28 protein-coding genes are annotated in these 25,583 nt (G+C 70.5%); 18 read left to right on the top strand and 10 right to left on the bottom strand.

Annotated elements, in window-relative coordinates; all coding sequences use genetic code 11:
* The first annotated feature begins 357 nt into the window (after positions 1 to 357).
* Positions 358 to 1,758 (top strand): sigma-54-dependent transcriptional regulator, encoded by a 1,401-nt coding sequence (locus JTE92_RS11310; protein WP_063237462.1) that lies wholly within the window; start codon positions 358 to 360, stop codon positions 1,756 to 1,758.
* 104 nt (positions 1,759 to 1,862) lie between these two features.
* Positions 1,863 to 2,696 carry a sensor histidine kinase gene (locus tag JTE92_RS11305; RefSeq protein ID WP_063237461.1) on the top strand — a complete coding sequence of 278 codons (834 nt, stop codon included), beginning with the start codon at positions 1,863 to 1,865 and terminating at the stop codon, positions 2,694 to 2,696.
* Positions 2,697 to 2,869: 173 nt separating this feature from the next.
* Here the strand turns inward: JTE92_RS11305 and JTE92_RS11300 are convergent, their stop codons facing one another.
* Entirely contained in the window at positions 2,870 to 3,208 is a 339-nt protein-coding gene (locus JTE92_RS11300) for a hypothetical protein (RefSeq protein ID WP_204620454.1), read from the bottom strand.
* Between the two features lie 10 nt (positions 3,209 to 3,218).
* Here JTE92_RS11300 and JTE92_RS11295 point away from each other — a divergent pair, with 10 nt between their 5' ends.
* The 3 genes from JTE92_RS11295 (at position 3,219) to JTE92_RS11285 (ending at position 4,653) form a co-directional block, all read left to right on the top strand.
* Complete coding sequence (locus JTE92_RS11295) at positions 3,219 to 3,473, top strand: hypothetical protein (protein WP_063237459.1); 255 nt, start codon at positions 3,219 to 3,221, stop codon at positions 3,471 to 3,473.
* A gap of 43 nt (positions 3,474 to 3,516) precedes the next feature.
* Positions 3,517 to 4,122 (top strand): hypothetical protein, encoded by a 606-nt coding sequence (locus tag JTE92_RS11290; RefSeq protein WP_063237458.1) that lies wholly within the window; start codon positions 3,517 to 3,519, stop codon positions 4,120 to 4,122.
* A 72-nt stretch (positions 4,123 to 4,194) separates the two neighbouring features.
* The gene (locus tag JTE92_RS11285) at positions 4,195 to 4,653 is read left to right on the top strand and encodes a PRC-barrel domain-containing protein (protein ID WP_063237457.1); all 459 of its coding nucleotides are present in this window, start codon (positions 4,195 to 4,197) and stop codon (positions 4,651 to 4,653) included.
* A gap of 79 nt (positions 4,654 to 4,732) precedes the next feature.
* Here the strand turns inward: JTE92_RS11285 and JTE92_RS11280 are convergent, their stop codons facing one another.
* Positions 4,733 to 5,107 carry a BON domain-containing protein gene (locus JTE92_RS11280; RefSeq protein WP_116386900.1) on the bottom strand — a complete coding sequence of 125 codons (375 nt, stop codon included), beginning with the start codon at positions 5,105 to 5,107 and terminating at the stop codon, positions 4,733 to 4,735.
* A gap of 183 nt (positions 5,108 to 5,290) precedes the next feature.
* Between JTE92_RS11280 and JTE92_RS11275 the strand changes: the two genes are divergently transcribed.
* The 4 genes from JTE92_RS11275 to JTE92_RS11260 all read left to right on the top strand — a co-directional run bounded on the left by JTE92_RS11275 (position 5,291) and on the right by JTE92_RS11260 (position 9,098).
* On the top strand, positions 5,291 to 5,863 hold the full coding sequence (locus tag JTE92_RS11275; protein ID WP_063237456.1) for a low affinity iron permease family protein: 573 nt from the start codon (positions 5,291 to 5,293) through the stop codon (positions 5,861 to 5,863).
* Between the two features lie 84 nt (positions 5,864 to 5,947).
* Positions 5,948 to 7,126 carry a DUF3182 family protein gene (locus JTE92_RS11270; RefSeq protein ID WP_063237455.1) on the top strand — a complete coding sequence of 393 codons (1,179 nt, stop codon included), beginning with the start codon at positions 5,948 to 5,950 and terminating at the stop codon, positions 7,124 to 7,126.
* Positions 7,113 to 7,994: an alpha/beta hydrolase family protein gene (locus JTE92_RS11265; RefSeq protein ID WP_232353406.1), complete on the top strand. Its 882-nt coding sequence runs from the start codon at positions 7,113 to 7,115 to the stop codon at positions 7,992 to 7,994. Before JTE92_RS11270 ends, JTE92_RS11265 begins: the two co-directional genes overlap by 14 nt.
* 45 nt (positions 7,995 to 8,039) lie before the next feature.
* Positions 8,040 to 9,098, top strand: a complete 1,059-nt coding sequence (locus JTE92_RS11260; protein ID WP_063237454.1) for a DNA topoisomerase IB — start codon at positions 8,040 to 8,042, stop codon at positions 9,096 to 9,098.
* 68 nt (positions 9,099 to 9,166) lie between these two features.
* Here JTE92_RS11260 and JTE92_RS11255 read toward each other — a convergent pair whose 3' ends face one another.
* Positions 9,167 to 9,802: a ParB-like protein gene (locus JTE92_RS11255; RefSeq protein WP_063237453.1), complete on the bottom strand. Its 636-nt coding sequence runs from the start codon at positions 9,800 to 9,802 to the stop codon at positions 9,167 to 9,169.
* Between the two features lie 49 nt (positions 9,803 to 9,851).
* On the bottom strand, positions 9,852 to 10,967 hold the full coding sequence (locus JTE92_RS11250; RefSeq protein WP_063237452.1) for a BON domain-containing protein: 1,116 nt from the start codon (positions 10,965 to 10,967) through the stop codon (positions 9,852 to 9,854).
* A 347-nt stretch (positions 10,968 to 11,314) separates the two neighbouring features.
* Here JTE92_RS11250 and JTE92_RS11245 point away from each other — a divergent pair, with 347 nt between their 5' ends.
* The 3 genes from JTE92_RS11245 (at position 11,315) to JTE92_RS11235 (ending at position 13,461) form a co-directional block, all read left to right on the top strand.
* Entirely contained in the window at positions 11,315 to 12,172 is an 858-nt protein-coding gene (locus JTE92_RS11245) for an SDR family oxidoreductase (RefSeq protein ID WP_063237451.1), read from the top strand.
* Positions 12,173 to 12,350: 178 nt separating this feature from the next.
* Positions 12,351 to 12,800, top strand: a complete 450-nt coding sequence (locus JTE92_RS11240; protein ID WP_063237450.1) for a hypothetical protein — start codon at positions 12,351 to 12,353, stop codon at positions 12,798 to 12,800.
* On the top strand, positions 12,784 to 13,461 hold the full coding sequence (locus JTE92_RS11235; RefSeq protein WP_063237449.1) for a ParB-like protein: 678 nt from the start codon (positions 12,784 to 12,786) through the stop codon (positions 13,459 to 13,461). Before JTE92_RS11240 ends, JTE92_RS11235 begins: the two co-directional genes overlap by 17 nt.
* 51 nt (positions 13,462 to 13,512) lie before the next feature.
* On the opposite strand, the gene JTE92_RS11230 is transcribed toward JTE92_RS11235, so the two are convergent.
* From JTE92_RS11230 to JTE92_RS11215, 4 genes are all read right to left on the bottom strand, one after another.
* A complete protein-coding gene (locus JTE92_RS11230; RefSeq protein ID WP_063237448.1) occupies positions 13,513 to 13,701 on the bottom strand; it encodes a DUF3008 family protein in 189 nt (62 codons plus the stop codon).
* Between the two features lie 134 nt (positions 13,702 to 13,835).
* A complete protein-coding gene (locus JTE92_RS11225; protein WP_084254457.1) occupies positions 13,836 to 13,994 on the bottom strand; it encodes a DUF3309 family protein in 159 nt (52 codons plus the stop codon).
* A gap of 253 nt (positions 13,995 to 14,247) precedes the next feature.
* On the bottom strand, positions 14,248 to 14,904 hold the full coding sequence (locus JTE92_RS11220; protein WP_063237447.1) for a response regulator: 657 nt from the start codon (positions 14,902 to 14,904) through the stop codon (positions 14,248 to 14,250).
* Positions 14,901 to 16,883 (bottom strand): type IV pili methyl-accepting chemotaxis transducer N-terminal domain-containing protein, encoded by a 1,983-nt coding sequence (locus tag JTE92_RS11215; protein WP_063237446.1) that lies wholly within the window; start codon positions 16,881 to 16,883, stop codon positions 14,901 to 14,903. The genes JTE92_RS11220 and JTE92_RS11215 overlap by 4 nt, the downstream gene beginning before the upstream one ends.
* Before the next feature lie 346 nt (positions 16,884 to 17,229).
* On the opposite strand from JTE92_RS11215, the gene JTE92_RS11210 reads away from it, so the two are divergent.
* Genes JTE92_RS11210 through JTE92_RS11200 form a run of 3 tightly spaced genes read left to right on the top strand, consistent with a single transcriptional unit; the run spans position 17,230 to position 19,708 of the window.
* On the top strand, positions 17,230 to 17,655 hold the full coding sequence (locus JTE92_RS11210) for a hemerythrin domain-containing protein (protein ID WP_063237445.1): 426 nt from the start codon (positions 17,230 to 17,232) through the stop codon (positions 17,653 to 17,655).
* A gap of 24 nt (positions 17,656 to 17,679) precedes the next feature.
* Complete coding sequence (locus JTE92_RS11205; RefSeq protein ID WP_063237444.1) at positions 17,680 to 19,023, top strand: hypothetical protein; 1,344 nt, start codon at positions 17,680 to 17,682, stop codon at positions 19,021 to 19,023.
* Complete coding sequence (locus JTE92_RS11200) at positions 18,995 to 19,708, top strand: Crp/Fnr family transcriptional regulator (protein ID WP_063237443.1); 714 nt, start codon at positions 18,995 to 18,997, stop codon at positions 19,706 to 19,708. The genes JTE92_RS11205 and JTE92_RS11200 overlap by 29 nt, the downstream gene beginning before the upstream one ends.
* 61 nt (positions 19,709 to 19,769) lie before the next feature.
* On the opposite strand, the gene JTE92_RS11195 is transcribed toward JTE92_RS11200, so the two are convergent.
* Positions 19,770 to 20,945, bottom strand: a complete 1,176-nt coding sequence (locus tag JTE92_RS11195) for an NAD(P)H-dependent flavin oxidoreductase (RefSeq protein ID WP_063237442.1) — start codon at positions 20,943 to 20,945, stop codon at positions 19,770 to 19,772.
* A 269-nt stretch (positions 20,946 to 21,214) separates the two neighbouring features.
* On the opposite strand from JTE92_RS11195, the gene ubiU reads away from it, so the two are divergent.
* The 3 genes from ubiU to ubiT all read left to right on the top strand — a co-directional run bounded on the left by ubiU (position 21,215) and on the right by ubiT (position 23,753).
* Entirely contained in the window at positions 21,215 to 22,273 is a 1,059-nt protein-coding gene (gene ubiU, locus JTE92_RS11190) for a ubiquinone anaerobic biosynthesis protein UbiU (protein ID WP_029045314.1), read from the top strand.
* 71 nt (positions 22,274 to 22,344) lie between these two features.
* On the top strand, positions 22,345 to 23,286 hold the full coding sequence (locus JTE92_RS11185) for a U32 family peptidase (protein ID WP_063237441.1): 942 nt from the start codon (positions 22,345 to 22,347) through the stop codon (positions 23,284 to 23,286).
* Positions 23,283 to 23,753 (top strand): ubiquinone anaerobic biosynthesis accessory factor UbiT, encoded by a 471-nt coding sequence (ubiT, locus tag JTE92_RS11180; protein ID WP_063237440.1) that lies wholly within the window; start codon positions 23,283 to 23,285, stop codon positions 23,751 to 23,753. The genes JTE92_RS11185 and ubiT overlap by 4 nt, the downstream gene beginning before the upstream one ends.
* Positions 23,754 to 23,780: 27 nt before the next feature.
* Here the strand turns inward: ubiT and JTE92_RS11175 are convergent, their stop codons facing one another.
* On the bottom strand, positions 23,781 to 25,382 hold the full coding sequence (locus tag JTE92_RS11175; protein WP_063237439.1) for a histidine kinase N-terminal 7TM domain-containing protein: 1,602 nt from the start codon (positions 25,380 to 25,382) through the stop codon (positions 23,781 to 23,783).
* Positions 25,383 to 25,583 lie beyond the last annotated feature (201 nt).

Raw genomic sequence — 25,583 nt, 5'->3', positions numbered from 1 at the left:
TCAGGGCCTGGCGAGCTTGTCGTGTGGGGGTGGGAAGTTCCTATGCTAGCCTTTGCCACAGGGCCTTGCCATAGCCGCGCGGTCCTGCGCGGAAAGGTCCGACAGCGGTGTCAGACAGACACCGGCAACCACGGCGCCAGGCCGCGCTTAGACTTGCATTACGCAGTGGACTGGCAGTATGCAGTCGGAACCGTGCCGCCCCTGTCCTGAAATGCCCGGAATGCCTGCCTGCCGCGCTTCGCATGGCGCGCGGCGGCGGCTGCGGCACCTGGTGCCGGGCGGGCGCGGGGCGGGAAAGCAGGCAGGCATTTTTGCCGGTTCCGCAGAAGTTTCCATTAAGTCTCACTGACGGATCGTATGCCCCACATCCTGATTGTCGATGACGATGAAAACGCATGTGCCGCGCTGGCGGAGATCGTGGCCATGGAAGGCTTCACTTCCGCCACCGCCGGCAGCCTGCGCGAAGCCCGGCTGCAGTTCGGCTGGCACATGCCCGACGCGATCGTTGCCGACCTGCGCCTGCCCGACGGCAATGGCATGGAGCTGTTCGACGAGGTCGGCGCCTCCGGCGTCGAAGTGATCCTGACCACCGGCTATGCCAGCGTCGAAAGCGCGGTCGACGCACTGCGCGCCGGCGCTACCGACTACCTGGTCAAGCCGATCAACGTGGCGCGGCTGCAGACCGTGCTCAAGCGCCTGGCCACCACCGGCGAGCTGCGCGCCGAAATCCATTCGCTGCGCGGCGAACTGCGCCGCTACGGCCGCTTTGGCCGCCTGATGGGCAGCTCGGAGGTGATGCAGGCGGTCTATGACCAGCTCGCGCGCGTGGCGCCCACCGAGGCCACGGTGCTGCTGATCGGCGAAAGCGGCACCGGCAAGGAGCTGGCCGCGCAGACCGTGCACGAGCTGTCGTCGCGGCGCCGCCAGCCCTTCCTTGCGGTCAATTGCGGCGCGATCTCGCCCACGCTGATCGAGAGCGAGATGTTCGGCCACGAGCGCGGCAGCTTTACCGGCGCCGACCGCCAGCACAAGGGCTACTTCGAGCGCGCCGACGGCGGCACGCTGTTCCTCGACGAAATCACCGAGATGCCGGCCGAGCTGCAGGTCAAGCTGCTGCGCGTGCTGGAGACCGGCACCTTCATGCGCGTGGGCACCAACCGCGAATGCCATGCCGACGTGCGCGTGCTGGCCGCCACCAACCGCAACCCGGAAGAGGCCGTGGCCGACGGCAAGCTGCGCGCCGACCTGTTCCACCGCCTCAACGTGTTCCCGGTGGAGCTGCCGCCGCTGCGCGCGCGCGGCGACGACGTGATCCAGATCGCCAACCTGATGCTGGACCAGCTCAACGGCGAGCAGGGCACGCAGCGGCGCTTCGCCCCCAGCGTGCTCGACAGCCTGCGCCTGCATGCCTGGCCGGGCAATGTGCGCGAGCTGCGCAATTTTGTGCAGCGCGCCTTTATCATGGCCGACGAGGACCTCATCACCGAGGTGCAGGTGCCGCTGCAGGTGGCGGCCACGCAGGCCCCCGGCGCGGCGGTGGTGTCGGTGCCGGTAGGCATGTCGCTGGCCGACGCCGACCGCCAGCTGATCTTCGCCACGCTGGAGCAGTGCGCCGGCGTCAAGAAGCACGCCGCCGAGATCCTTGGTATCAGCCTGAAGACTTTGTACAACCGGCTGGAAGATTATGCCGCCCGCGGGGAGCTGCCCGAGTGGCTGCGCGCCTCGCGCAATGACACGGGATCGTCGGCGACCGGTTGACTGGCCTGGGATGCCATGCGGGCTGGCCTCCCGGCGCTGCGCGCAGCACGTTTCTTGCTTCCAGGCCAGGCAGACAACCTGGCCGACCAGACGCCAATCCGACCATGACGCAACCGCAGCCGCCGTCCAGCCAGCCGGACGTTTCTGACGATCATTCCAAGGAGGTGGCCGCGGGCGCGGGCTCCGCCGACGCGGCGGTGGTGCGCGCGGTGCAGGAAGTCAGCACGCTGATCGAGCAATCGGCCCATGACCTGCGTTCATCGCTCAATGCCATCCAGAGCTGGGCCTACGTGCTGGACCGCGCCTTCGATACGGCGCCGGCCCCGGCGCAGCGCGCGCTCGACGGGATTCGCGCCGGCGCCCGGCAGCAGCTGGCGCTGATCGAGGAAATGGAGGAATCGGTGCGACTGCTGGCCGACGAGCGCCCGCCGAGCTGGCAACGCATCGACCTGCTCGACGCCGCCGCGCAGGCCATTGCCGACCGCCGTCCGGCCGCCGAGGCGCGAGGGGTGCTGCTGGCCCCCGTCACCACCGACGGCGCGGGGGATGGCGCGTATGGCATCGACGGCGATGCGAACCGCCTCGTCCCGTTGCTGCGGCACCTGCTGGTGCATTGCATCTGGCGCGCGCCGGCGGGCGGCTCGGTGGCCATGCATCTGTTCGGCGAGCCTGCCCACGTGAAGCTGCGCATCACCGAGAGCCCGCCGCTGGACCACCAGCGCAGTGCCAGCCGGCTGGCGGCGCTGACCGACTTCTTCGGCCGCCGCGCCGCGGCCGACGGTGCCACGCCGGCACGGCAGAGCACCGCGCTGCTGCTCACGCGGCGCATGGTCGAGATGCATGGCGCGGTGCTCAGCGCCGAAAGCGACGGCTGCGACGAGGACAGGATCAGCGTCTGCATCGCCGTCAGGTTTCTGCGCCAGCCACGTATGGCGTGACCGCGCGCGGTGCGCGCCTTCCATCCTTTGCTTGACGATGTAGTTTTTACCGGCATGTCCGGCCCGGTGCGCATTGGCCGGGCGCCGGCGGCGCGCCCGGCGTGGCGCCCGGCGGGCAGATGGCGCGCGGCGGTGCGGCCCGGCCGGTCTGGCCCGGCCTTTGCATGGGTAAGTCACTCAACCAAGGAGGGAACAACCATGCCTACCGCCAGCCGCAAGTCCGACAAGGCCGCGCAGGTTGCCCGCAAGCCGTCCGGCGCGAAATCCTCGGCATCCACCGCAAGATCCTCGGCCAAGCCTGGTGCGCGATCGGCCGCCAAGCCGGCCGCGAAGCCTGCTGCAAAGACTGCGACCAGGGCTGCGGCAAAACCAGCGGCCAAGCCGGCAGCGAAGCCGGCAGCGAAGCCCGCTGCCAAGGCCGCCAAGCCTGCTGCAAAGACCGCCAGGCCTGCTGCAAAGACCGCGACAAAGAGCGCGGCTCGGCCTGCAGCCAAGGCCGCGAAGGCTGACAAGCCGCAGGCGATGCGCGCCAGCGCCGCCGCGGACAAGCCCCTGCGCGGCAAGGAAGCCAGGACTTACCAGGCCGCCGTCGACGACTCCCTGGAGATGACCTTCCCGGCCAGCGACCCGATCTCGCCCAGCGCCGCCATGCATGCCGAAAGGAAGACGCATACCGCGCGCGACGACGTCGACTGGAAGCTCAAGCGCGGCAGCGAGCAGCAGCCCGTGGGAGCCAAGCCGGCGGGCCAGCGCAAGGGCAGCGCACGCGGCCGCTAGCGTAGCCGGTGGGCGATTCCGATCAACAAGAAAGGGAGCCAGCATGACCGCCATCGTCGCAGGTCGATTCGACAGCTTCAGTACCGCCGAATCCGTCGCCAGCCGCCTCAAGGCGCGTGGCTTCGCGGACCAGGACCTCAGCCTGTTCTATGTCAACCCGCCCGGGCAGCACGCCGCTTACCCGGTGGGCGGAGACCACGCGGTCGATGCCGGCGCGCGCAAGTCCGGCGCCGGTGCCATTGCCGGCGTGGTGATCGGCGCCGCGGCCGGCGCTGCCGTGGGCGCGATGCTGGTGGCGGCGCTGTCCGCCGTGCCGCCGGTGTCGATCCTGGTGCTGGTATTTGCCGTGGGCCTGGGCGCGTACCTCGGCTCGCTCGCGGGCGCACTGGCGCTGGCGCGCGATGGGCGTCGCAACCCGGTGACCGGCCAGCCGCCGGTGCGCAACGCCGGCGTGCTGCTGGCCGCGCACGTTCCCGGCGGCGATACCGCCGCGGTCGCGGACCTGCTGCGCCGGGAAGGCGCCAAGGACGTGGAGCGGGCCGACGGGCAATGGGTCGACGGCCGCTGGGTGGATTTCGACCCGCTGGTGCCGCCGGTGCCGGCAGACGCGCGCCGCCAGGCACAGGGCAGCCGGCCCCGCACGGAATGACTTTCTGCAGCGACCTTCTGCAGCAGACCTTCTGCAGCGACTTGTTGCAGCCAACCCGAAACGGAGGTGTCCATGACCCCAGTCCAACCTGAATCCCCTGGCGAGCAGCCGCGCGGCGCATCGATCGTCGGCGGCATCGACCGCAATTCCCCGGGCCCCGGCCCGTTCGTGATGGCCGCCGATACGCTCGAGGGCAACAAGGTGGTCGACCCGGCGGGCGACGACATCGGCACCATCGACCACATCATGATCGATGTCCTGGGCGGCCGGGTCGCGTATGCGGTGCTGGCGATGGGCGGCTTCCTCGGCATCGGCGAGAAGCTGTTTGCGTTGCCGTGGTCCGCGCTGACGCTGGACACGCGCCGCAAGTGCTTCGTGCTCGGCGTCGAGAAAGACCGGCTCAAGGCCGCGCCCGGGTTTGACAAGGACCACTGGCCGAGCATGGCCGATTCGCAGTGGGCCACCAGCATTCACCAGTACTACGGCATTTCGCCGTATTGGGAAGCGGACCGCTACGATCCATGGGCGTGACCCGGGGAGACGGCGCTGTGGGCCAGTGAGCGATGAACGAGGCGCCGGATCTGATCCGGCGCTTCTATTTTGCGTGGAGTCAGACCTTGTGGTTGATCTGTCCGTACGGGCGCTGCGACGGGTCGGCTTGCATGCCGCTGTCTTCGGGCTGCGCCGGTGCCTCCGGTGGGGGTTCGTGGCGCAGCGACAGCGCGTTGTGCACGCCGAGCACGCCGGCGCTGACGGCCGCGGCCTTCTCGATGCGCTGCGCGGTGTCGACATCCTCGACGCAGCCTCGCACGGTGACCCGGCGATCCGCGACTTCGAGCGTCACGCCGTCGGGAAAGCGGCCGTCGAATGCCGCGGCGATCTCGGCGCGCACCGCCACGCGCAGGGCTTCGTCGTCGGCGGCGGTGGGGCGCGTGGTGGGGGGCGTGGAGGGGGGCGTGGAGGGGGAAGGGGCATTCTGTTTCATCTCGTCGGCTCCTCGACAGGAAAACCATGTCCGGCGCAAGAAGCATTCCCGCGGGCAAGTGCCGCGCGCGTTGTAGGACTGCGCCCGCTGCACGCCGGCCCCATGCTCTCCATACAATGAAATCAGCATGCCGCCGCGCCGGCGCACGGCGCGAAGGGGCAAGTGCAATCGAGGAGCGCAACGATGAGCAAGTCCAGCCCGATCCTGCCGGGCTTCAATCCTCCGCCACCGTCCGGCAAGCGTGCCGGCATATGCCACGCGTTTGACCGCTTCGCGGGCGGTGCCACGCGCCATGCCGGCTCCCCTGCTGCATTCGTGCTCGCGCTCGGCGTGGTGGCCGCCTGGGCCATCACCGGGCCCATGTTCGGGTTCTCCGAGACCTGGCAGCTGGTGATCAACACCGGCACCACCATCGTCACCTTCCTGATGGTGTTCCTGATCCAGCAGAGCCAGAACAAGGATGCCGTGGCGGTCCACCTCAAGCTCAACGAGCTGCTGGCCTCGCACCGCGAAGCCAGCAACATGCTGGTTTCGATCGAAGACCTCGACGAGGAAGAGCTGCGCCAGCTGGTGACCTTCTACCGCCACCTGGCCGAACTCGCCGACAAGGAAGACGGCGTCAAGATGAGCCATTCGCTGGACGAGGCGCGCGAAAACCACGCGGCCAAGCAGCACGCGCGTGCCTCGCGGAAGTACCGCCCCGAGGACGGCGGCAGCGGCGCCGATGCGCGTGCCGCCGCCGGCGCCAGTCCATAAGCCGCACCACCGGGCCGCGGCGCCCAAGGTCGCGGTAACCGTCAACTTGTCGCGCCAGCAGGTCATCGAGCAAGGAGCCACCCCGTGTCCGATCCAAACAAGGCAAGCAAGCGCAAGCAGATGGGGCCGGCCGCCGCGCCCCGCGCGGTCATGGTGTACGGCTGCGATTCGCTGGGGCAGCCGGACAGCCACCTTGGCACCACCATGGCCAATATCGCGCGCAAGGTGGCCGAGATCGCAGGCATCGGCTATGCCGGAGCCTACGATGATGCCGCGCCGGGCCAGCCGCGGCCGTACCTGGTGCCCGCGCAGACGCTGGTCGGGCAGGACCTTGCCGCGCGCCTCGGCGTGCATGCGGAGGGCGACCTGTTCGGCGGCGTGGTGCCGTACGCGTTCGTCGCCACCAAGGCGATCACGCACGGGCTGGTCGCGCCGGGCGCGGCCGCTCCCGAAGGATGGAGCGAGGCCTTCGTGCAGCGCGTGGTCGGCGCGACGCTGCCGGGCTTCACTGCGTTCACCCTCGCCGATGCGCGCACCGCGGGCAAGCGCCTGCTGGCACTGGGCCCGGTGCGGCTGAAGGAGCCATGCGGCATCGGCGGGCTGGGCCAGTGCGTGGTCGACAGCGAGCGCGCGCTGGAGGAAGCGCTTGAAGCCATGCCCGACGCCGTGGTCGAAGCCCACGGCATCGTGGTCGAGCGGGATCTGGACGCGCCCCAGACCTATAGCGTCGGCCAGGTGGAACTGGCCGGACTGCGCGCCAGCTATTGCGGCACGCAGGGACTGACGCAGAACAACCGCGGCCAGCAGGTCTACGGCGGCTCGACGCTGACGGTGGTGCGCGGCGGCTTCGACACGCTGCTGCAGCAGCCGTTCGACGCGCGCACGCTGGCCGCGGTGCGCGCGGCGATGGTGTATCACGACGCCGCGCTGGCGTGCTATGCCGGCATGGTGCTGACGCGCTGCAACTACGACGTGGCCTTCGGCCCGGCCGCGGGTCCCGGTGCCGACCGCGAGCAGGTGCTTGGCGGCGTGCTCGAGCAGTCGTGGCGTGTCGGCGGTGCCACCGGTGCCGAGCTGGCCGCCCTGGCGGCGCTGCAGAGCGATCCGGGCCGCGCCCAAGTGGTAGCGTCCACGCGCGAAGTGTACGGCGCGAACGTGCAGGTGCCCGCCGGTGCCGAGATCTATTTCCAGGGAGAGGACCGCCACGTCGGTCCCCTGACCAAGTACGCAAGGCTGGAGCCCGATTCCCATGGCAACCCATGAAGAACTGCTGCAGATTCAAAGCGAGGGCGGCACCATTGCCGGCACCCTGATCAGTCCCGAGACCCGGCTGCCCGGCGTGCTGTTCGTGCACGGCTGGGGCGGCAGCCAGCAGCAATACCTGGCACGCGCGCGCAAGGTCGCGGGGCTGGGCTGCGTCTGCCTGACCTTCGACCTGACCGGCCATGCCGGCACCAGGTCGCAGTACGAGACCGTCACCCGCATGCGCAACCTGGCTGACGTGGTTGCCGCATACGACACGCTGGTGCGGCAGCCTGAAGTCGATCGCAACGCCATCGCGGTGGTGGGCAGCAGCTACGGCGGCTACCTGGCGGCGCTGCTGAGCGCGATGCGCCCGGTGCGCTGGATGGGCTTCCGCGCGCCGGCGCTGTACATGGATTCCGGCTGGGAGCTGCCCAAGCGCCAGCTGCACCGCGAACAGGACCTGGTGGCGTACCGGCGCAGCGTGGTCCCGCCCGAAGACAACCGCGCCGTGCGCGCCTGCGCGGAATTTGACGGCGACGTGCTGGTGATCGAATCCGAGCACGACCAGGTGGTCCCGCACGCCGCGGTGATGAGCTATGTCGACGCATGCGTGCATGCCAGCTCGATGACCTACCGCGTGATCAAGGGCGCCGACCATGGGCTGACCGACGAGGAAAGCCAGCGCGCCTACAGCAGCCTGCTGGTCAACTGGCTGCGCGAGATGATCACCGCGGCGCGCGCCGGCCCGGTCAGCGCCGACCGTGCCCTGGAGCCGAAGCCGCGGCCCGCGGCAGCGGAGCCCGACGACGAGATCGTCGCCATGGGCGGGGTGGTGCCGCCGCCGGCTTCGGGTTCCGCCGGCGCGCCGCCGGCCAGCGCCGAATAGTGCGGAACAGCGCCGAGTGGCGCCGGTTGCCAGCACGCCGCCTGCATGGACAGCACCCTGCCCGCCACCGAGGCCGCCGCGGCGCTTGACGCCGTGCTGCGCGATGCCGGCCTGCGCTACGTCGACGACGCCAGCCCGGGGATCACGCGGCGCCGCCAGGGCAGCGGCTTCAGCTATCTCCGCCCCGATGGCCAGCGCGTGCGCGACGGCGCCACGCTGGCGCGCATCGCCGCGCTGGCCATCCCGCCGGCGTACGAGTCGGTGTGGATCTGCCCGGATGCGCGCGGCCATCTGCAGGCCACGGGGCGCGACGCGCGCGGGCGCAAGCAGTATGTCTACCACCCGGAATGGGCGGCACTGCGCGATTCAGACAAGTACGCGCGCCTGCCCGCCTTCGGCGCGGTGCTGCCGCGGCTGCGCGCCCGCGCCGCGCGCGACCTGCGCCGCAACGGCATGCCGCGTGAGAAAGTCGTGGCGGCGGTGGTGGTGCTGCTCGATGCCACGCTGGTGCGCGTGGGCTCGCCGCGCTACGCGCAGCAGAACCGCACCTACGGCCTGACCACGCTGCGGCGCCGGCACGTGACCGTGCGCGGCAGCCGGCTGCGCTTCCAGTTCACCGGCAAGAGCGGCATCACCCACGACGTCTCGGTCAACGACCCGCGCCTGGCGCGCGTCGTGCGCAACTGCGCCGACCTGCCGGGCCAGCGGCTGTTCAAGTACCGCGACAGCGACGGCGAGATCCGCGAGATCGGCTCGGCCGATGTGAACGCCTACCTGAAGGAGGCGACCGGCGGCGAATTTACCGCCAAGGATTTCCGCACCTGGGCCGGCAGCGTGCATGCGCTGGCAATCCTGCGCAAGCTGCCGCCGGCAGCCAGCGAAACGGCGCGCAGGAAGGCCGTGGCCGACGCGATCCGCGAGGTGGCGCGCCAGCTGCGCAATACCATGGCGGTTTGCCGCAAGTGCTATGTGCATCCCGGCGTCATCGAGGCTTACCTGTGCGGCGTGCTCGAAGCCGGCGGAAGGGCGCCGTCGGTGACCCGGCTGCGCGCTGACGAAGCCCGCTTGCTGCGCCTGCTGGCCGCGGTGCAGCGCGATGGCTGAGCGGGGAGCCGGCGGGTGGCCATTTGGTGGGGGGGCCATTCGGTGACTGGCCATTTCGGCACAGGGGTTCAGCACGGCAGCGGGCCGAGATAGCCGGGCAGCTCGCGCGCGCCTGTGGCATGCGCCAGGCGGAACGCGTGCGCCAGGGCGGCGGCGAATTCATGCGCCGTGTCGAACGGGCCCGGCACGTTGCGGCGGAAATAGTCGGCCCAGCGGAAATCCGGGTAGGCGGTCTTGACCTTGCGATAGCCGCCGGCAAGCTGCACGAACGCCTCCAGGCTGCGGTAGGGGTCGTCGCGCATGTCGTGGATGGCCTCGGGCAGCTCGGCCAGCGGCCGGCGGCGGCCGTGCTCGTCATACGGGTGGACCAGGTGGTTGGCGACCATGTGGCGCCAGAATGCCGGCACGTCGAGATCGCTGGCATCGGCGTGGACGATGCCCGGCACGTGGGTCAGGCCAAGGTCGTGCCAGGCGCGCACCCAGTGGTGGTGGTCGACCACGTAGAGGCCCTGTTCCGGCCCGACCACCAGATGGACGCGGTGCCGGTCCAGGAACGCAGCGCGGTCCTCGGGCGGCACGCGGCGCGTCACGTGGACCTTTTGCGCAACGTGATAGCCACCGACGGTGATCTGGGTCGGGTGCAGCGCGTCCAGGGGCACCATCAGCTTGCTGCCGGGACGAAACTTGCGGGGATGGCGTGGCATCTCGGCGCGGCGCGGCGCGTGGCTGCGCCGCGCCGATGTCGTCTGGGGCTCAGCTCTTGTTCAGCGTGCGCTCCGGCGACGTGCCGGTGTCTTCGCCGCCGACTTCCGAGCCGGCGGCCCAGGCCGAACCGCGGTCGCCCTGGCCACCTTGCCCGCGCTCCACGCGCAGCCGGTTGTCGACCTCGGTCACGCCGAACACCGCGTCAGCGATTTCCTCGATGACATACTTCTCGCGGCGCTCGCGCACGGTGCCGTCCAGCGTGACCACGCCGTTGGCCACTTCCACGCTGACTTCGCCGACATCGATGTACGGATTCATGGCCAGGCGCTCGCAGACATCCTCGCGCACGCGCTCGTCCGAGCGGTGGTAGCCCTTGGGTCCGGTCATGCGCCTGCCAGCGTGCTGGCTGTGCTGGCTCCAACCCTGCGCGGCCGCCTGCTGGCCGAAGGCCCGGCTGCGGCGATAGCCGTGATCGTCCGGATAGACCCGCTGCCCGCCGCTGAACGACTGGCCGCCGCTGGCGGAATCGCCATAGTAGCCGCTGCCATAGCTTGGCTCGCCGCCGCGCTGGCTGCGGTCGCGCTCCATGCCTTCGCGCCAGTGCAAGGCGCGGCCGCCGCGCTCGCCGCCGCTGCCCCGGTCATCGCGCTCGCCGCCGCGGCCGCGCGGCCCGAAGCGGTCTTCGTCGCGGTAACCATAGCCCGAGTCCCGTTCCTGGCTGCGATAGCCGCTGTCTTGCACCGACGGGCGATAGCCGCCGTAGCCGCTGCTGTAGGGATGACCGGTGCCGCCGGCATCCGAAGCGCCATAGCCCGGCTGGCCCCAGCTGCCGCGGCCCTGGCCGGCGGGCGTATCCTGCTGGTACCACGGACCGCCGTGGCGCGCGGATTCGCCGCCGCGGCGTTCATCGCCCCGCTGCTCATTGCCGCGCTCACCGCCATACGGGCCGGTGCCGGAGCGGCCACGGCCTTCGCCGCGCCACTCACCGCGCCAGTCGCCGCGGCCTTCGCGCTGCTCTGCGCGCTCATCACCGCGCCAGTCCTCGCCCCATTCCTGGCCCCAGTCTTCCGAGCCGCTGCCCTGGCTCTCGTCGCGCCGGCCCGCTTGCCGGCCCTGGTCCTGATTGCCCCGGCGGCTGCCGCGGTCGTTGCGGAAGTTGAACATTGCTTGCCTCCTGGCTGAATGGTCCGGCTTGGCCGTAGCCCGCGCAAAGGACTGGCTGCGGCGCCGGGCCGTTGAAGTGCGGTGGTTTCCGCGGGGGAAAGCCGCACAGGCACAGCGAAAGCCGCAAAATCCGTGCCCCTTCGCCAGCGCGCCGGCACGCCGCTGCGCGGGCTGCTGCGCTGTAAGGATTGCCGGGCGATGTAAGGGTTACGGGCGGCTGCCACGTCACCGCAGCTGGCGCGGCGCGCTGCCGAGGCAGCATGCAGAGTGCATCCCAGCGGCATGGAACTTGCGCGGCACGCGCATGGGCCAGCGCGCCCTCCACTGACAGCAGACAGGAGTCAGCCATGTCCACACCGAAGAGCGTCCCACCCCAGCACCAGGAACGCCAGCCCGGGCTGGAAGCACCCATGCGGCCGCAGCCGGACAGCGGCGCGGACGACTACGTCGGCAGCGGCCGCCTGCAAGGGCGCGTGGCGCTGATCACCGGCGGCGACAGCGGCATCGGCCGCGCCATCGCGGTGGCCTTCGCGCGCGAAGGCGCCGACGTTGCCATCGCCTACCTCGATGAACATGCCGACGCCCGCGAAACCGTCGAACTGGTCGAAGCCGCCGGGCGCAAGTGCCTCGCCGTCGCAGGCGATCTGGCCGACTGCAGGCATGCCGAAGCGGTTGCCCGCCAGACGCTGCAGCAATACGGCAAGCTCGATATCCTGGTCAACAACGCCGCCGAGCAGCATCCCGAGAAATCCCTCGAAGACGTCGACGAAAACCAGGTCGAGGCCACCTTCCGCACCAATGTCTTCGCCATGTTCCACCTGACGCGCGCGGTGCTGCCGCACATGAAGGCGGGCGCGTCGATCCTGAACACCACGTCGGTGACTGCATATCGCGGCAGCAAGCATCTGCTGGACTACTCGGCGACCAAGGGTGCGATCGTGTCGTTCACGCGTTCGCTCGCGCTGCAGGTGGTCGAGCGCGGCATCCGCGTCAATGGTGTTGCGCCGGGCCCGATCTGGACCCCGCTGATCCCGTCCACCTTTACCGCGGAGGAAGTCGCCGAGTTCGGCAAGAAGACGCCGATGGGCCGTCCGGGACAGCCGTTCGAAGTGGCGGCGGGCTTCGTGTTCCTCGCCTCGGATGCGGCGAGCTATATCACGGGGCAGGTCCTGCACATCAACGGCGGCGAGGTTGTCAACGGCTGAGCGGGCGTCGCTGTCCCCACACGCCAGGGACGCCGTGTAGTTCGGGCGCCGCGCTTGCAAAAATTGCACGTTCCGCGCGCCGCCACGGCCGCTACCGTGGGTAAATCCGGCGCGGGCGTGGCTCTTGCAAGCGGCCTGGGGAAGTACCGCCTCCATTCATCGATAGCAGGGAGCCACCATGTCACCGATCGTAGCGGGTCGCTTCGACTCCATCGCCAGCGCCGAAGACGCGGCGCGGATCTTGTTCGCGCGGGGTTTTTCGGTGTGGGACGTTTCCATCATGTCGGTACGGCCGCCTGGCGAAGCGCAGCCCGAGACCCAAGCCGACAAGAGCGCCGGCAACGTGATGCTGGCCGCCTGCGTCGGCAATGGCCTGTCGTCGGTCGTGGTCGACGTGCTGCGCGAAGCCGGCGCGAGCGACCTGGAGCGCGCACAGGGCCGCTGGGAATGCGGCCAGTGGACCGACTTCGACCCGAACGTGCACGGCGAGCCGGTGCGGGACGGCGAGGGCGAATACTGGCCTCGGCCGCTGGCACGGGAATCGGTGGCCGAGCAATCCACCGGCAACGAGGATCCCGGCAGCGAGCTCGAGCATTTCGTCAACCAGAAGCGTGCCGAACACGACTGAACGGCGCGACCGCGCCAGCGCGAGGAACGGCAATGCCATTGCCGAACTGGCGCGGCTGCGTCCCACGCAGCTCACGCTGGGCTATATCCACGTCAGCCACAAGAAGGAAGTCACGCAGCGCCACGCGGACCCCCGCGACCGCGCGGCGCTGCGGCGCTTCATGCGCAGGCACCGCATCAAGACCGTGGCGGGCCCCGGCGGCAGCCTCTATATCGTCGATCACCATCACTGGGCGCGCGCGTGGCTGGAGCTGGGCTACCGCAAGGCGCCGGTGCGCATCCTGCGCGACCTGAGCGAACTGGGGCCGTCCGCCTTCTGGAAGCGCATGCGCGAGCTCGGCCATATCCATCCATACGACGAGCACGGCAAGCTGCAGGGCCACAAGGCGCTGCCGCCCACCGTGATGGGCATGCGCGATGACCCGTACCGCAGCCTGGCAGCGTTTGCGCGCGCGGCCGGCGCCTACCGCAAGCCGGGCAATGCCTATGGGGATTTCCGCTGGGCCGGCTTCCTGCGCGATCGGGTGGTGCAGGATCTCCACAGCATCGCGGGCTTCGGGCTGGCGCTGTCCGAATCGATCAAGCTTGCGCGCAGCCCCAAGGCCAGGCGGCTGCCGGGATTTTGTGGCAGGCCAGAAGACTACGAGAACGGGAAAGGCTGAAACGGCGCGCCGTTCCCGCCCCGGCGGGAACGACGGGAGGAAAGGAACGGATCAGCGCTCCGATTTGTGCTTCGGCAGTTTTTTGGTCTTGGTCGATGCCATCTTGTCGAGTTCCTTTTCGCTCATCGACTTGTACATCGAGCGCGAGGCGCCTTTCAGCGATCCGGCCTTCTTGTCCCCGCGCTTGGCGGAGAGCGCCGCTCCCGCGGCCTGCTGTTGCGCCTTCGATTTGGCTGGCATGTCAGTCTCCTTGGAGGGTGCAGAAAAGATGGGGTAAAAGATGTGCTGCTGTCAGTTAACCACTGTCATTCCCGCCTGCGCGGGAATGACGATAGGGTCTGCCAGCCGCCATCGCCCGCTGGGCGGCCGGAACGCTATATCCGGCCGAGAACCACGAGCAGCAGCACGATCAGGACGATCAGGCCCAGGCCGCCGCTTGGCCAGTAGCCCCAGCCGGAACTGTACGGCCAGGCTGGCAGGGCACCCAGTAGCAGCAGGACAAGAATGATCAGAAGGATAGTGCCGATTCCCATGGCTTGCTCCTTGTTCGTGGATCGGGGAAGCCGGGGCTTCCGTACCGAAGCGGCCCGCGCATCTGAAAGGCCACTGCTCAAGGTTCAGCCTATGCCACGGCCCGGCCGCGTCCCTCCGGGCAGGGACTGATATCGGTGTAGGAATCGGACGACGCCGTGCGCCGCGAGCGGCTTTGACGCGCTGCACAACGGCTCGTGCAGCACATTGGCACAGCACATCGGCGCAGCATCGGCGAAGTGGATGGGTGCGCGTTCAGCCCGCCTCGGTCAGGCCGTGCTCGACCGCGTAGACCGCCACTTGGACGCGGCTGGCGAGGTTGAGCTTCTTCAGGATGTTCTGCACGTGGATCTTCACCGTGCTTTCGGCCACACCGAGATCGCGCGCGATTTCCTTGTTGCTTTCGCCGCGCGCCAGCCCCTGCACGATCTCGCGCTCGCGCGCGGTCAGGCGCGGCGCGTCGTCGTGGCGCGGCGCGGCGGCGGGCGCCGGCGTGCGGAACTGCGCCACCAGCTTGGCCGTCATGCTGTCGGAGATCACCGGCTCGCCCGCGGCGGCGCGGCGGATGCCGGCGATCAGCGCCTCGGTCTCGATGTTCTTGATCAGGTAGCCGCGCGCACCGCTGCGCAGCGCGGCGGCCAGCTCCTCGGCTTCCTCGGACACCGTCAGCACGATCACCGCGGTCTGCGGCAGGTCTTCCACCAGCAGCTGCAGCGCCTCCAGCCCCGACAGGCCGGGCATGTTCAGGTCCAGCAGGATCACGTCGGGGCGATGCTGCTTGGCGCGCTTGATACCCTCCACGCCGTCGGCGGCTTCGTCGACGATCTCGAAATCGGTCTGGCGCTGCAGCAGCGCGCGGATGCCGGAGCGGAACAGGGTGTGGTCGTCGATCAGCAGGATGCGGATGGTCATGGCTGGGTCTCGGTGGTCTGTGGGGCGCGGCGCGGCAGCACCAGCTCGATGCGCACGCCGCGGCCGGGGGCCGCCTGCACGTGCAGTTGCGCGTCCAGGCGCGCGGCGCGCTCGCGCATGATGTTCAGGCCGATATGCGCGTCGGCGCGCGTGGCGAGTTCGGCGGGGTCGAAGCCTTCGCCGTCGTCTTCCACCACCAGGCGGAAGTCGCGGCCGTGGCTGAGCGCCACCGTCACGTGCGCGGCCAGCGCGTGCTTGCGCACGTTGGAGAGCGCTTCCTGCAGGATGAAGAGCACCTGCAGCTGCTGTTCCGGCGACAGCGGCCGGCCGCTCGCGCCGATGCCGTCGGCTTGCTCGTCGATGGTGAGCGTGGCTTCGGTGCGGCACTGGCGGCGGAAGCGCGCCACGGTGTCCTCCACCGCCGGGCGCAGCTCGCCGCCGCCCAGGCGCGAGCGGAAATTGTTGAGCAGCTCGCGCACGTCCTGGTAGCTCTCTTCCACGCCGTGGCGCAGCATGGGCACGATCTCGCGGGTCTCGCCAAGGTCGTCGCGCGCGACCGCGTCGTCGAGCAGCTGCACCTGCAGGTTCAGGTAGTTCAGGCCCTGTGCGATGCTGTCGTGCAGGCCCTGCGCCACCAGGTTGCGTTCTTCGACCACTGCCAGCTGGCGCGCGGTCGCCGACAGCCGCAAGTGTTCCAGCGCCGTGCCCAGGTGCTGGCCCAGCGTTTCGAGCAACTGCCGGTCGGAGGCGGGCAGCGCGCGCGGGGTGCGGAAATGCAGCGCGAATACGCCGGTGGCGCCGCGCTGGCTTTCGATGCGGAAGGCGGCCAGCGCCTGGAAGCCGTTGCGCGCGCACGGCGTGCCGTCCTGCCTGCCGTCCCGCCTGCCGCGCAGGTCGGTAATGGTAATCACGGCCTCGCGCGTGGCGTCGCCGCAGTGGCAGGCATCGGCGGCGGCACACGACGCGGCCTCGGCCAGCGCCGCGGGCAGGCCTGCGCTGGCCAGCAGGTGCAGGCGGCCGTGGCGCGGGTCGAGCACGCGCACGCTGCCGCCCTCGGCGTCGAACTGGCGCATCACGCGCGCCAGGAAGCCGCGCGCCATGGTGTCGGCGTCGCTGGCCTGGTTCAGGAACGCCGCCATGTCGTACAGCGTCTCCAGGTCGCGGTTCTGGCGTTCCAGCTCGGCGGTCTTCTGCGCCACGCGCGCCTCCAGGTCGCGGTACAGGCCCTGCAGCTCGCCGGCCATGCGGTTGAAGCCTTCGCTGAGGGTGCCGAACTCGTCGCGCGTTTCCACCGGCAGGCGCAGCGAGAACTCGCGCGCGGCCATGCGCCGCAGGCCGTCCTGCAGCCGCAGCACCGGCAGGATGATCCACAGGTAGAGCAGGTAGATCACGGCCACGGTGCCGACGCAGGCCATCAGCGCCAGCGCCGTCTGCGACAGGCGCAGCAGGTCGGTCTTGCGCGCGCTGTCGTGCTCGATCATGCCCACCAGCGTGTCGGCCTGCGCCACGAAGCCCGGCAGCGCGGCGATATAGCGCGCCGGCGCGGTGCTGTCGGCGCCGGCCATGGCGATCGGGCGCAGCTGGGTGTGCCAGTCCTGCGTCACGCGCGCGAGCTGGGCGTGGATGGCGGGCTCGTCGGGCAGGAACAGCGGGCGCGACGGGTTGCCGCGGCGCAGCTGCGCCAGCGTGCCGTCCAGCGCCTGCACCTGCATCGCCAGCGCGTTGTCGCGCTGCGCGTGCGCCATGGTCAGCTCGATCGCGACCCGGTTGGCGCGCATGCGCAGGCTGCCGGCGTCATTGATGGCGGCGCCGGCGCCTTCGAGCTTCCAGGACAGCCACAGCGTGCCGGAGATCATGCCGAGCACGACCAGCAGCACGGCCAGCGACAGCGAGATGATGCGCGTGGAAAGGCGATGGCGCAGCGGGGTGGCGGCCTGCGCTTCGGCCGGGGGATCGGCCGGTAGATCGGTGTAAGGCATGGTTCGGTATCGGGGGCTACCTGTCAGGGGAACGCCGGCGTGCTGTCAGTCGTCAGTCGCGCGCGCGTCTCGAAGGCAATTCTCCACGTGACAGGCGCCGCACTACCTGCGCCAGATCAACAAAACGCAAGGTCGGCCACGTCGCATGTGCGCGCGGGGCCGCATTGCGCGGCCGGCGTCAAGCGCGATGGTGATGGATACGACGCTATTGACATATCACGTTGTGATATATCGACACACCGATCCCTCTTACACCGGCTATTGGCGCCCGACTTATCCCCGATCAAATCCCCACGCCGGGCCGCGTCCTAGCATCCGGTCAATACCGGTCCGGAGAATCCATACCATGTCTGATGGCATCGACACCCTGGTGCAGCAGCACCGCAGTTGCGACGCCGCGCTGGCACGCCTGGAAGGCGCGCTGCGCGACGCCGACTGGACCCAGGCCGCCGCGGCATTCGCCGAGCTGGAGGCCGCGCTGGCCGGCAACTTCGGTGCGGAAGAGGCGCGGCTGTTCCCCGCCTTCGAGCAGGCCACCGGCATGGCCGGCGGCCCGACCGCAGTGATGCGACACGAACACGACGAAGTGCGCGCGCTGATGGACAACGTGCGCGAATGGCTGTCGCTGCGCGACGCCAATGCGCTCGCGGCCGAGACCGACACGCTGGTGGTGCTGCTGCAGCAGCACAACATCAAGGAAGAGAACGTGCTGTTCCCGATGTGCCGCGCGCATGTGCCGGGTCTCGATGCCGTGCTCGGCGGCATTGCATAGCGCTGGCGAGGCAGGGCAACCGAAATGAAGGCCGCCAATCTCGACTACGAGCGCGCGCCGCGTCCCGCGGTGGTGTTCGGTTGCCTGGTCCCGGCGCCATGGCTGGGCGCCGCGGCAGGGCTGCTGCTCGCGGCCGGGCCCGCCGACGGCTTGCCTGACCGCTTTGCGCCGCTGGCGCTGGTGGCGGTCCATGTGCTCGCGCTGGGCATGCTGATGCCGGTGATGGTGGGCGCGTTGTTCCAGATGATGCCGGTGGTGGCGGGCGTGGCCGTGCCGGGTGCCGGCTTGCTGGCGCCGTTTGTCGCCGTTGCCGGTGCCGGCGTGGCCGCCGGGCTGGGCTTCGGGCTGCTTGGCGGCATGCCGCAAGGCATGCAGGCCGCCGCCGCGGCCGGCGTGCTGCTGTTGCTTGCCGGCGCGCTGCTGCTCATGGCCGGACGGCGCGTGGCGGCGGTCGATGCCACCACGCGCACGCTGGCCGGCATCGGCGCGCCGATGCTGGCCGCGGTGCTGTGCGGCATCGCGCTGGCCGGCACCTTCGGCGGCTGGTGGCACATGCCGGTGGCGCCAGTGCTCGGCATGCATATGGCCTGGGCGCTGGGTGGCTGGCTGGCGGCGCTGGTGACCGGCGTGGCCACGACAGTATTGCCGATGTTCTGGCAGACGCGGCGCCTGCCCGCGGCACTGGCGCGTGGCCTGCCGATGGCGCACTGGGTGCCGCTCGCGCTGTTCAGCGGCGCAACCCTGCTGTGGCCCGGGCAGCCTGCCCTGGGCCAGGCGGCGCTGCTGGCGTGGCTGGCGTTCGTCGCCGTGGTGGCCGCCTGCGGGCTGGCAGGCACGCTGCGCGCGCGGCGCCGCCAGGACCCGCTGTGGCTGCTGTGGCCGGTGGCCAGCGCCAGCATGCTGGGCGCTGCCGTGCTGGGGGCGGCGGCAATCGTGTCGCCCGCATCGGATATGCCGCTGGCGTGGTGGGCCGGCACCATGGCGCTCGTCGGCACCGGCGTGCTGCCGGTCACGGCGATGCTGGGCAAGATCGTGCCGTTCCTGGTCTGGCTGCACCTGCGCCGGCTGCTGCCGCCGCGCGCGCGTGTGCCGGCCATGCAAGCCATCATCGTGCCCGCCCGCCAGCGCCGCCAGGCGTGGCTGCTGCTGGCGGCCTACTTGCTGCTGCTGGCGCTGCCGCTGGCGCCCGTGCCGCTGGCGCGCACCGCCGGCCTGCTGCTCGCCGCGGCCAATGCCTGGCTGGGCTGGCAATTGTTGTCCGCGTTGCGCTGCATGCGGCAGATGCGCCGCAGTGGCGGCCTGCCGCCGCGCCATGCGGCCTGGAATGCTGAAGGCAGTCATGCCGAAGGAGGTCATCACCATGGGTGAAGCCATCAACCTGGAAGCGCTGCCGCTGTTCCGCGGCGTCGATGCGGCCGTGGTAACGCAGCTGCGCGCCGCGGCCACGCTGCGCTGCCTGCGCAAGGGCGAATACCTGTTCCGTGGCGGCGAGCCGTGCGCCGGCCTCTATATCGTGGCGGAGGGCCTGCTCAAGCTGGCGCTGCAGCCGCCCGCCGGCGACGAGGCCGCCTGCGAGCGCGCCATCGAAGTCTTCGGCCCGGGCGCGGCCTTCGGCGAAGACCTGCTCTGCCTGGACGTGCCGGGCCGCATGGCCTGCCAGGCGCAGACGCGCACGCTGGTGCTGCAGATCGGCAAGGCGGCGCTGTGGCAGGCCGTCATGCAGGAGCCGCTGCTGGCCGCGCAGCTGCTGCGTAACCTGTCGGGCCGGCTGCATGGGCTGATGCGCGACATCGAGGCAATCAGCCTGCAGACCGCGCTGCAGCGCGTGGCGGGCTTCCTGCGCGAGCAGGCGTTTGCCACGCGGCGCACCTGGCTGGCCTGCACGCAGCGCGTGATTGCGTCGAAGCTGGGGATTACGCCCGAGACCCTGTCGCGCGTGATGCACAGGTTCTGCGCCGAGCGGCTGGTGCGGATCGAGCGCGGCAAGATCTACCTGATCGATCCGGATGGGTTGGCGCGCCAGGCCGGCGTGGGGGAGCTGGCGGTGGCCTGAATGTCGGCACGTCAGGCACGTCCGGTGCCGCGTGCCGGGGATCCGGACGCGGCACGCAGGCTCAGGCCGTAGCGGCCACCCTGGCAGGGGCCAGTGCCGCTGGCTTTTCCCCTGTCATCAGGTAGTGGATCAGCTCCGCCACCGGGCGGATCGCCTCGCCGAACGGCAGCGCGCCCTTGCCGCGGAAGAACAGCCCGCGTTCCACGTCGCCACGCACCGCCTGCGCCAGCTTGAGGTCGATGCAGAACTGGCCGATGCGCCCAATGCCGTCGCGCAGGCCGCACGACTGCAGGCAATCGAACCCTTCCAGGCACTCGCGTACCTTGGCGCGGCGCTGCAGCCTGGCCTCGCTCGACAGGTAGCGCGACAGCCATGGCGTCAGCACCGCGCGCGCCGGCAGGCCGGCCACGCTGGTGAACTCGCGCAGCGTCTCGGGCCGCGCCGTGGCCAGCACCTGCTTGAAGGCCGGATGCGCATCGCATTCCTCGGTGACGGCAAAGGCGGTGCCGAGCTGCACCGCCGCGGCGCCCTCGTTGAGCCAGTGGCGCACCTTGGCATGGCTGTCGATGCCGCCGGCCAGGATCAGCGGGATGCTGTCCCATGCCAGCCCCAGCGACTGGAACAGCTCGCGGCATTCGGCCAGCACGCGCGAGAACGAGAAGCGCGGCTCGGACAGGTCCTGGATCGTGGCGGCGCCAAGGTGGCCGCCGGCATGGGCCGGGTGCTCGACCACGATGGCATCGGGCAGCCGGCCCTTCTTCATCCAGCGGCGCAGCACCAGGCCGATGCCGCGCGACTCGGACAGGATCGGGATCAGCGCCACCTTGGGGTGGCCGGCGGCCAGCTCGGGCAGGTCCAGCGGCAGCCCGGCGCCCATCACGATGGCATCGGCGCCGCTTTCGCACGCCTGGCGCACCAGCGAGGCATGCGAGCCGACTGCCTTCATCACGTTGACCGCGATCAGCCCGCGGCCTTCCGACAATGTGCGCGCGGCGCGGATCTCGCGGTCGAGCGCCTCCAGGTTGGCGGCTTCGATGGCCGCTTTGTCGCGTCCGCCGCGGGTGCGCGCCATCAGGTCCGGGTGGTGGTGGCGCAGGTCGATGCTGGCGATGGTGCCCACGCCGTTCTCGCGTGCCACTGCGCCGGCAAGCCGGTGCGCCGAGATGCCGATGCCCATGCCGCCCTGCACGATGGGCAACAGGCGGCGGCCGGCCAGCTTCAGCCAGTGTTCGTTCATAAAAGGAATCTCCGGAAGGTGAATCGCGTGTGGCCGGCAGCCGGCCTGGCGCGGGGGGTGACTGGCGAAGCGTGGCACAGCGGAAAGACCCTGCGTTTGCCGCAGGTCAAGCCCACGGGCGCTGCCTGCCATCGGCCTATGCCGACCGGCATACGCCGGCGCCAGCCAGGTGCCGTTGGTGCCGGTTTGCGCGCGATCAAGCCCCTTTCGCCAGCGCGTGGCTAGCATCGGCCGCTGTCCTTGTCCTGTTTCCCCTTGTTCCCCACACCATGACAACTGCCTGTACTGGTCCGGACGCGGCCACCGTTGCGCCTGCCTGCGCGCCGCGCCGGCCCCAGCTGGTCGCGCCCGCCGGCTCGCTGGCGGCGCTGCGCATGGCGCTGCAGCACGGCGCCGACGCGGTCTACCTCGGCCTGCGCGATGCCACCAATGCCCGCAATTTCGGCGGCCTGAACTTCACCGAGGCCGACATCCGCACCGGCGTCGCCGAAGCCCACGCCCGCGGCGCGGAAGTGCTGTTCGCGATCAACACCTTCGCGCAGATGGGCGCGGTGGCGCAGTGGCACCGCGCCGTCGACGCCGCCGCGGAACTGGGCGCCGACGCGGTCATCATGGCCGACGCCGGGCTGATGGGCTACGCCTGCGAGCGCCATCCCGGGCTGCGGCTGCACCTGTCGGTGCAGGGCTCGGCCACGCATGCCGATGCCATCGAGCTGATGCGCGAGCGCTTCAATATCCGCCGCGTGGTGCTGCCGCGCGTGCTGTCGCTGGCGCAGATCGGCAAGCTCGCGCGGCAGACCAGCGTCGAACTGGAAGTGTTCGGCTTCGGCAGCCTGTGCGTGATGGCCGAGGGGCGCTGCCTGCTGTCGTCGTACGCGACCGGCGATTCGCCCAATAACAAGGGGGTCTGCTCGCCCGCGCACGCCGTGCGCTGGACCGAGCAGGACGGCACCATGCAGGCGCGCCTGTCCGGCATCCTGATCGACAGCTACGCGCCGGGCGAGCCGGCCGGGTATCCGACGCTGTGCAAGGGCCGCTTTGAAGTGGAGGGCGAGCGCGGCTACGTGCTCGAGGAACCCACCAGCCTCAACGCGCTGTCGCTGCTGCCCGCGCTGGTCGGCATGGGCATCGCCGCGATCAAGATCGAGGGGAGGCAGCGCAGCCCGCGCTATGTCGCCGATGTGGTGGGCGTGCTGCGCGCCGCCATCGACGACGCCTGCGGCGATCCCGCCCGCTTTGCGCCGCGCCAGGAGTGGCAGGCCACGCTGGGCCGACATGCCGAGGGCGACCAGGTGACGCAGGGCGCCTACGACCGGCCATGGCGGTGATGCGGATGGATGCGACCAGCCTAGATCGCCCCGTCGATCCCGCCGCCACCCCAGCCACGATGGAACCTGCCATGCCCGATACCGCCACGGCGACCGCGCCTCGAGCTGTCTCACAACATACTGCACCGCCATTCGGCATCGCCCTCGGCCCGCTGCTGTACTACTGGCCGCGCGAGCGCGTGCTGCAGTTCTACGCCGCGGCCGCCGATGCCCCGGTCGACCGCGTCTACCTCGGCGAGACCGTCTGCACGCGGCGCCACGAACTGCGCCACGCGCAATGGCTGGAGATCGCGCAGATGCTGCGCGATGCCGGCAAGGAGGTGGTGCTGTCCACGCCGGTGCTGGTGGAGAACGATACCGACATTGCCTGGATGCGCCGCGCCTGCGAGCAGCACGGTTACCTGGTCGAGGCCAACGACCTCGGCGCGGTGCGCTGCATGGGCGGGCGGCCTTTCATCGCCGGCCCGCACCTGAACGTCTACCACGCCGACACGCTGGCCTGGCTGGCGGGGCTGGGCGCGGCCGGCTGCGTCGTGCCGGTGGAAATGGACGGCCGCACGCTGGCCGCGCTGGCCGCGGCGAGGCCGGGCGGCGTTGGCGTCGAAGCCTTTGCCTGGGGCCGCATGCCGCTGGCGTTCTCGGCGCGCTGCTTCACCGCGCGCCACCATCGGCTGCGCAAGGACAGCTGCGAGTTCCGCTGCATGGACTACCCCGACGGCCTGGTCGCCGCCACCGGCGAAGGCCAGGCGTTCTTCACGCTCAACGGCGTGCAGACGCAGAGCGCGACCTGCCTGGACCTGTGCGGCGAGGCGCTGGCCATGGCCGCGATGGGCGTGGACATGCTGCGCGTCAGCCCGCACTCGACCGGCACGCTGGAGGTGGTGCAACAACTGGCGGCGATCCGCGCGGGCGAGTGCGCGCCGGCGCCGAGCGGCATCACGCCGGCGGGGGCGCAGCCCTGCAACGGCTACTGGCATGGCGGCGCCGGCATTGCGTGGGAGGCACGGGCATGAAGGCGAACACAACCCCATTGCACAAGCTGATGGCCGGCGTGCACCGGCGCATGCCGGCGCGGGGGCGCGCGCTGCCGCTGGTGGCGGCGCTGGAGCTGGCGCGCCGCGCCGGCTGGCTGGAGCCGCCGGCCGCGCTGGAAGGCCATGTGTTCCTGCTGACGGTACAGGACCTGGGGCTGGAAGTGCCGTTCCGCTGCGAAGGCGGGCGCTTCCGTACCGCGGGCGCCGGCAGCGGCGAACCTGCGCTGACGCTGCGCGCCGCCGCGGTGGACTACCTGCGGCTGCTTGGCGGCGAGGCCGACACCGACACGCTGTTTTTCCAGCGCAAGCTGGTGATCAGCGGCGACACCGCGCTCGGGCTGGAGGTCAAGTACTGGCTGGATGCGGCGCCGCGGCCGGCGTGGGTCAGCCAGGCGGCGGCGCGGCTGGTGGCGCTGCAGGGCGCGCTGACGGTACGCGCGGGTTAGCCGGCGCCATGGCCTGGCCACTGCCGTTCAGGCCGCTTCGCCATCCAGCATGTACCGGTTGCGGCCTGCGCGCTTGGCGCGGTACATCGCGCTGTCGGCGCGATGCAGCAGCGGCTCCAGCCGGGGCGACTCGGGCACGGCGCAGACAGCGCCGACGCTGATGGTCACCACCGGCTGCACCGGGGTGCCGCGGTGCGCGATGTCAAGCTCGCGCACCGCGGCGACCATGCGGCGCGCCACCTCGCGGGTCTCTTCGCGCGAGGCGCCGGGCAGCACCGCCGCGAATTCCTCGCCGCCCAGCCGCGCGCAGAACTGCTCGCCCGCTACCGTGCCGGCCAGCGTGCAGGCGATCTGGCGCAGGCAGTCGTCGCCTGCCAGGTGGCCGTGCAGGTCGTTGTACTGCTTGAACAGGTCGACATCCAGGATCAGCAGCCCCACGGGCTGGCCGCGCTCATGCGCGCGGGTCACGGCGGCGAGCGACTCGCGCTGGAAGTAGCGCCGGTTGAAGATGCCGGTGAGCGCGTCGACGTCGAGGTCGGCCTGCACTTGCCACAGCTGCTCCTCGGTCTGGCCAAGGCGCGCGGCCAAGGCCAGCTCGCGCGACTGGAAGCGGCTGATGTCGTGCATGAACACCAGGCTGCCGATCTGCCTGCCGTCCAGGCGCGCGACGCTTTCGACCGCCAGCTCGAACGGGGCGCCCGGCGGCACGAACGGCGTGGCGGGCGCAAGGCCGGGCGCAGCCTGCGCGGGTTTCTGCGCCGATTCCAGCGCCGATTCCAGCGCCGTCCCCCATCCCGCCGGCACCGGGCTGCCGCGGTGCAGCGCCGGCCACAACCGGGCCGCAGCGGGGTTGAATTCCACGACCGCGCCCTTGGCGTCGACGATCACGCAGCCCTCGCGCAGCGCGTCGAACACGCGCAGCCGGGCGTAGTGGCCGATATCGTCGAGATGCGTGCGCAGCGCGCAAAACCACACCAGTACCGCCATCAGCGAAAACGTCGCCGGGGTCAGGTCGCCGCCCAGCGGGCCGGTCCAGCGGTTCAGGTAAGCGACATGGGCAATCAGCGGCAGCGCCAGGCCGCCGGCCAGGATGACGCGGCCGCGGCGCGACAGGGCGTCGTTGGGCACTTCGGCCGTCATCAGGAAATACCAGCTCAGCGCCAGCAGCGAGTAAGACCAGAAGGCCACCACGACGTAGCCCGCGCCATGCTCGAACACCGCGCCGGGCGCGACCCCGGGCGGCATCAGCGTGATGCGTGTCCAGACCAGGTGGTGGCGCTCGTTGGTGAAGACCAGCACCACCGTCACCACCGCCGCCAGCACCGGCAGCCACAGCCGCGACCATGGCACCACGTAGCGGGGGCGGCTCAGGTGCACCATCGCCACCAGCCAGCCGATCGGCACCGCGACGATGCCGATGTACTGGATCTTGGCCCACAGGATGCGCCCGGGCAGGTCGGCCGAGCTGATCTCAAGCAGGCGCCCGCCGCTCCAGACCACCGCGCCGAAGGCCAGCACCAGGAACGCCTGGACGGTGGGGTCGTCGCGCCGGGGCCAGGTGGCAATGGCCATGCCGATGCAGCAGACGACGGCAACGGTGAGCAGCAGGACCAGTGGATATGAGGGCATGAACCGGGGCGCGTCCTGAACCAGTCCTGTGTGGAGATCCGCCAGCCGGGACGGCGGGGATGGCGGATCGGGATGTCATGATCTGCATGATACCGGGGCGCGCGGGCTGTCATGGCAAGCACGCAGGAAAAATTGGCCGCGGCGTGCCGGCACGCAACGCCACGGCGCCTGGGGCGGGTGAGTTCGCGGGTAATTTCGCGG

The organism is Cupriavidus oxalaticus (assembly GCF_016894385.1).
GTDB lineage: Bacteria > Pseudomonadota > Gammaproteobacteria > Burkholderiales > Burkholderiaceae > Cupriavidus > Cupriavidus oxalaticus.
This window is presented reverse-complemented; position numbering and strand designations above follow the sequence as displayed.

What these genes read in the sequence shown, in the direction of transcription:
- JTE92_RS11310 (WP_063237462.1), top strand. Translation starts at nt 358, where the DNA reads ATGCCCCACATCCTGATTGTCGATGACGATGAAAACGCATGTGCCGCG.
- JTE92_RS11305 (WP_063237461.1), top strand. Translation starts at nt 1,863, where the DNA reads ATGACGCAACCGCAGCCGCCGTCCAGCCAGCCGGACGTTTCTGACGAT.
- JTE92_RS11295 (WP_063237459.1), top strand. Translation starts at nt 3,219, where the DNA reads ATGCGCGCCAGCGCCGCCGCGGACAAGCCCCTGCGCGGCAAGGAAGCC.
- JTE92_RS11290 (WP_063237458.1), top strand. Translation starts at nt 3,517, where the DNA reads ATGACCGCCATCGTCGCAGGTCGATTCGACAGCTTCAGTACCGCCGAA.
- JTE92_RS11285 (WP_063237457.1), top strand. Translation starts at nt 4,195, where the DNA reads ATGACCCCAGTCCAACCTGAATCCCCTGGCGAGCAGCCGCGCGGCGCA.
- JTE92_RS11280 (WP_116386900.1), bottom strand. Translation starts at nt 5,107, where the DNA reads ATGAAACAGAATGCCCCTTCCCCCTCCACGCCCCCCTCCACGCCCCCC.
- JTE92_RS11275 (WP_063237456.1), top strand. Translation starts at nt 5,291, where the DNA reads ATGAGCAAGTCCAGCCCGATCCTGCCGGGCTTCAATCCTCCGCCACCG.
- JTE92_RS11265 (WP_232353406.1), top strand. Translation starts at nt 7,113, where the DNA reads ATGGCAACCCATGAAGAACTGCTGCAGATTCAAAGCGAGGGCGGCACC.
- JTE92_RS11260 (WP_063237454.1), top strand. Translation starts at nt 8,040, where the DNA reads ATGGACAGCACCCTGCCCGCCACCGAGGCCGCCGCGGCGCTTGACGCC.
- JTE92_RS11255 (WP_063237453.1), bottom strand. Translation starts at nt 9,802, where the DNA reads ATGCCACGCCATCCCCGCAAGTTTCGTCCCGGCAGCAAGCTGATGGTG.
- JTE92_RS11250 (WP_063237452.1), bottom strand. Translation starts at nt 10,967, where the DNA reads ATGTTCAACTTCCGCAACGACCGCGGCAGCCGCCGGGGCAATCAGGAC.
- JTE92_RS11245 (WP_063237451.1), top strand. Translation starts at nt 11,315, where the DNA reads ATGTCCACACCGAAGAGCGTCCCACCCCAGCACCAGGAACGCCAGCCC.
- JTE92_RS11240 (WP_063237450.1), top strand. Translation starts at nt 12,351, where the DNA reads ATGTCACCGATCGTAGCGGGTCGCTTCGACTCCATCGCCAGCGCCGAA.
- JTE92_RS11230 (WP_063237448.1), bottom strand. Translation starts at nt 13,701, where the DNA reads ATGCCAGCCAAATCGAAGGCGCAACAGCAGGCCGCGGGAGCGGCGCTC.
- JTE92_RS11225 (WP_084254457.1), bottom strand. Translation starts at nt 13,994, where the DNA reads ATGGGAATCGGCACTATCCTTCTGATCATTCTTGTCCTGCTGCTACTG.
- JTE92_RS11220 (WP_063237447.1), bottom strand. Translation starts at nt 14,904, where the DNA reads ATGACCATCCGCATCCTGCTGATCGACGACCACACCCTGTTCCGCTCC.
- JTE92_RS11215 (WP_063237446.1), bottom strand. Translation starts at nt 16,883, where the DNA reads ATGCCTTACACCGATCTACCGGCCGATCCCCCGGCCGAAGCGCAGGCC.
- JTE92_RS11210 (WP_063237445.1), top strand. Translation starts at nt 17,230, where the DNA reads ATGTCTGATGGCATCGACACCCTGGTGCAGCAGCACCGCAGTTGCGAC.
- JTE92_RS11205 (WP_063237444.1), top strand. Translation starts at nt 17,680, where the DNA reads ATGAAGGCCGCCAATCTCGACTACGAGCGCGCGCCGCGTCCCGCGGTG.
- JTE92_RS11200 (WP_063237443.1), top strand. Translation starts at nt 18,995, where the DNA reads ATGCCGAAGGAGGTCATCACCATGGGTGAAGCCATCAACCTGGAAGCG.
- JTE92_RS11195 (WP_063237442.1), bottom strand. Translation starts at nt 20,945, where the DNA reads ATGAACGAACACTGGCTGAAGCTGGCCGGCCGCCGCCTGTTGCCCATC.
- ubiU (WP_029045314.1), top strand. Translation starts at nt 21,215, where the DNA reads ATGACAACTGCCTGTACTGGTCCGGACGCGGCCACCGTTGCGCCTGCC.
- JTE92_RS11185 (WP_063237441.1), top strand. Translation starts at nt 22,345, where the DNA reads ATGCCCGATACCGCCACGGCGACCGCGCCTCGAGCTGTCTCACAACAT.
- ubiT (WP_063237440.1), top strand. Translation starts at nt 23,283, where the DNA reads ATGAAGGCGAACACAACCCCATTGCACAAGCTGATGGCCGGCGTGCAC.
- JTE92_RS11175 (WP_063237439.1), bottom strand. Translation starts at nt 25,382, where the DNA reads ATGCCCTCATATCCACTGGTCCTGCTGCTCACCGTTGCCGTCGTCTGC.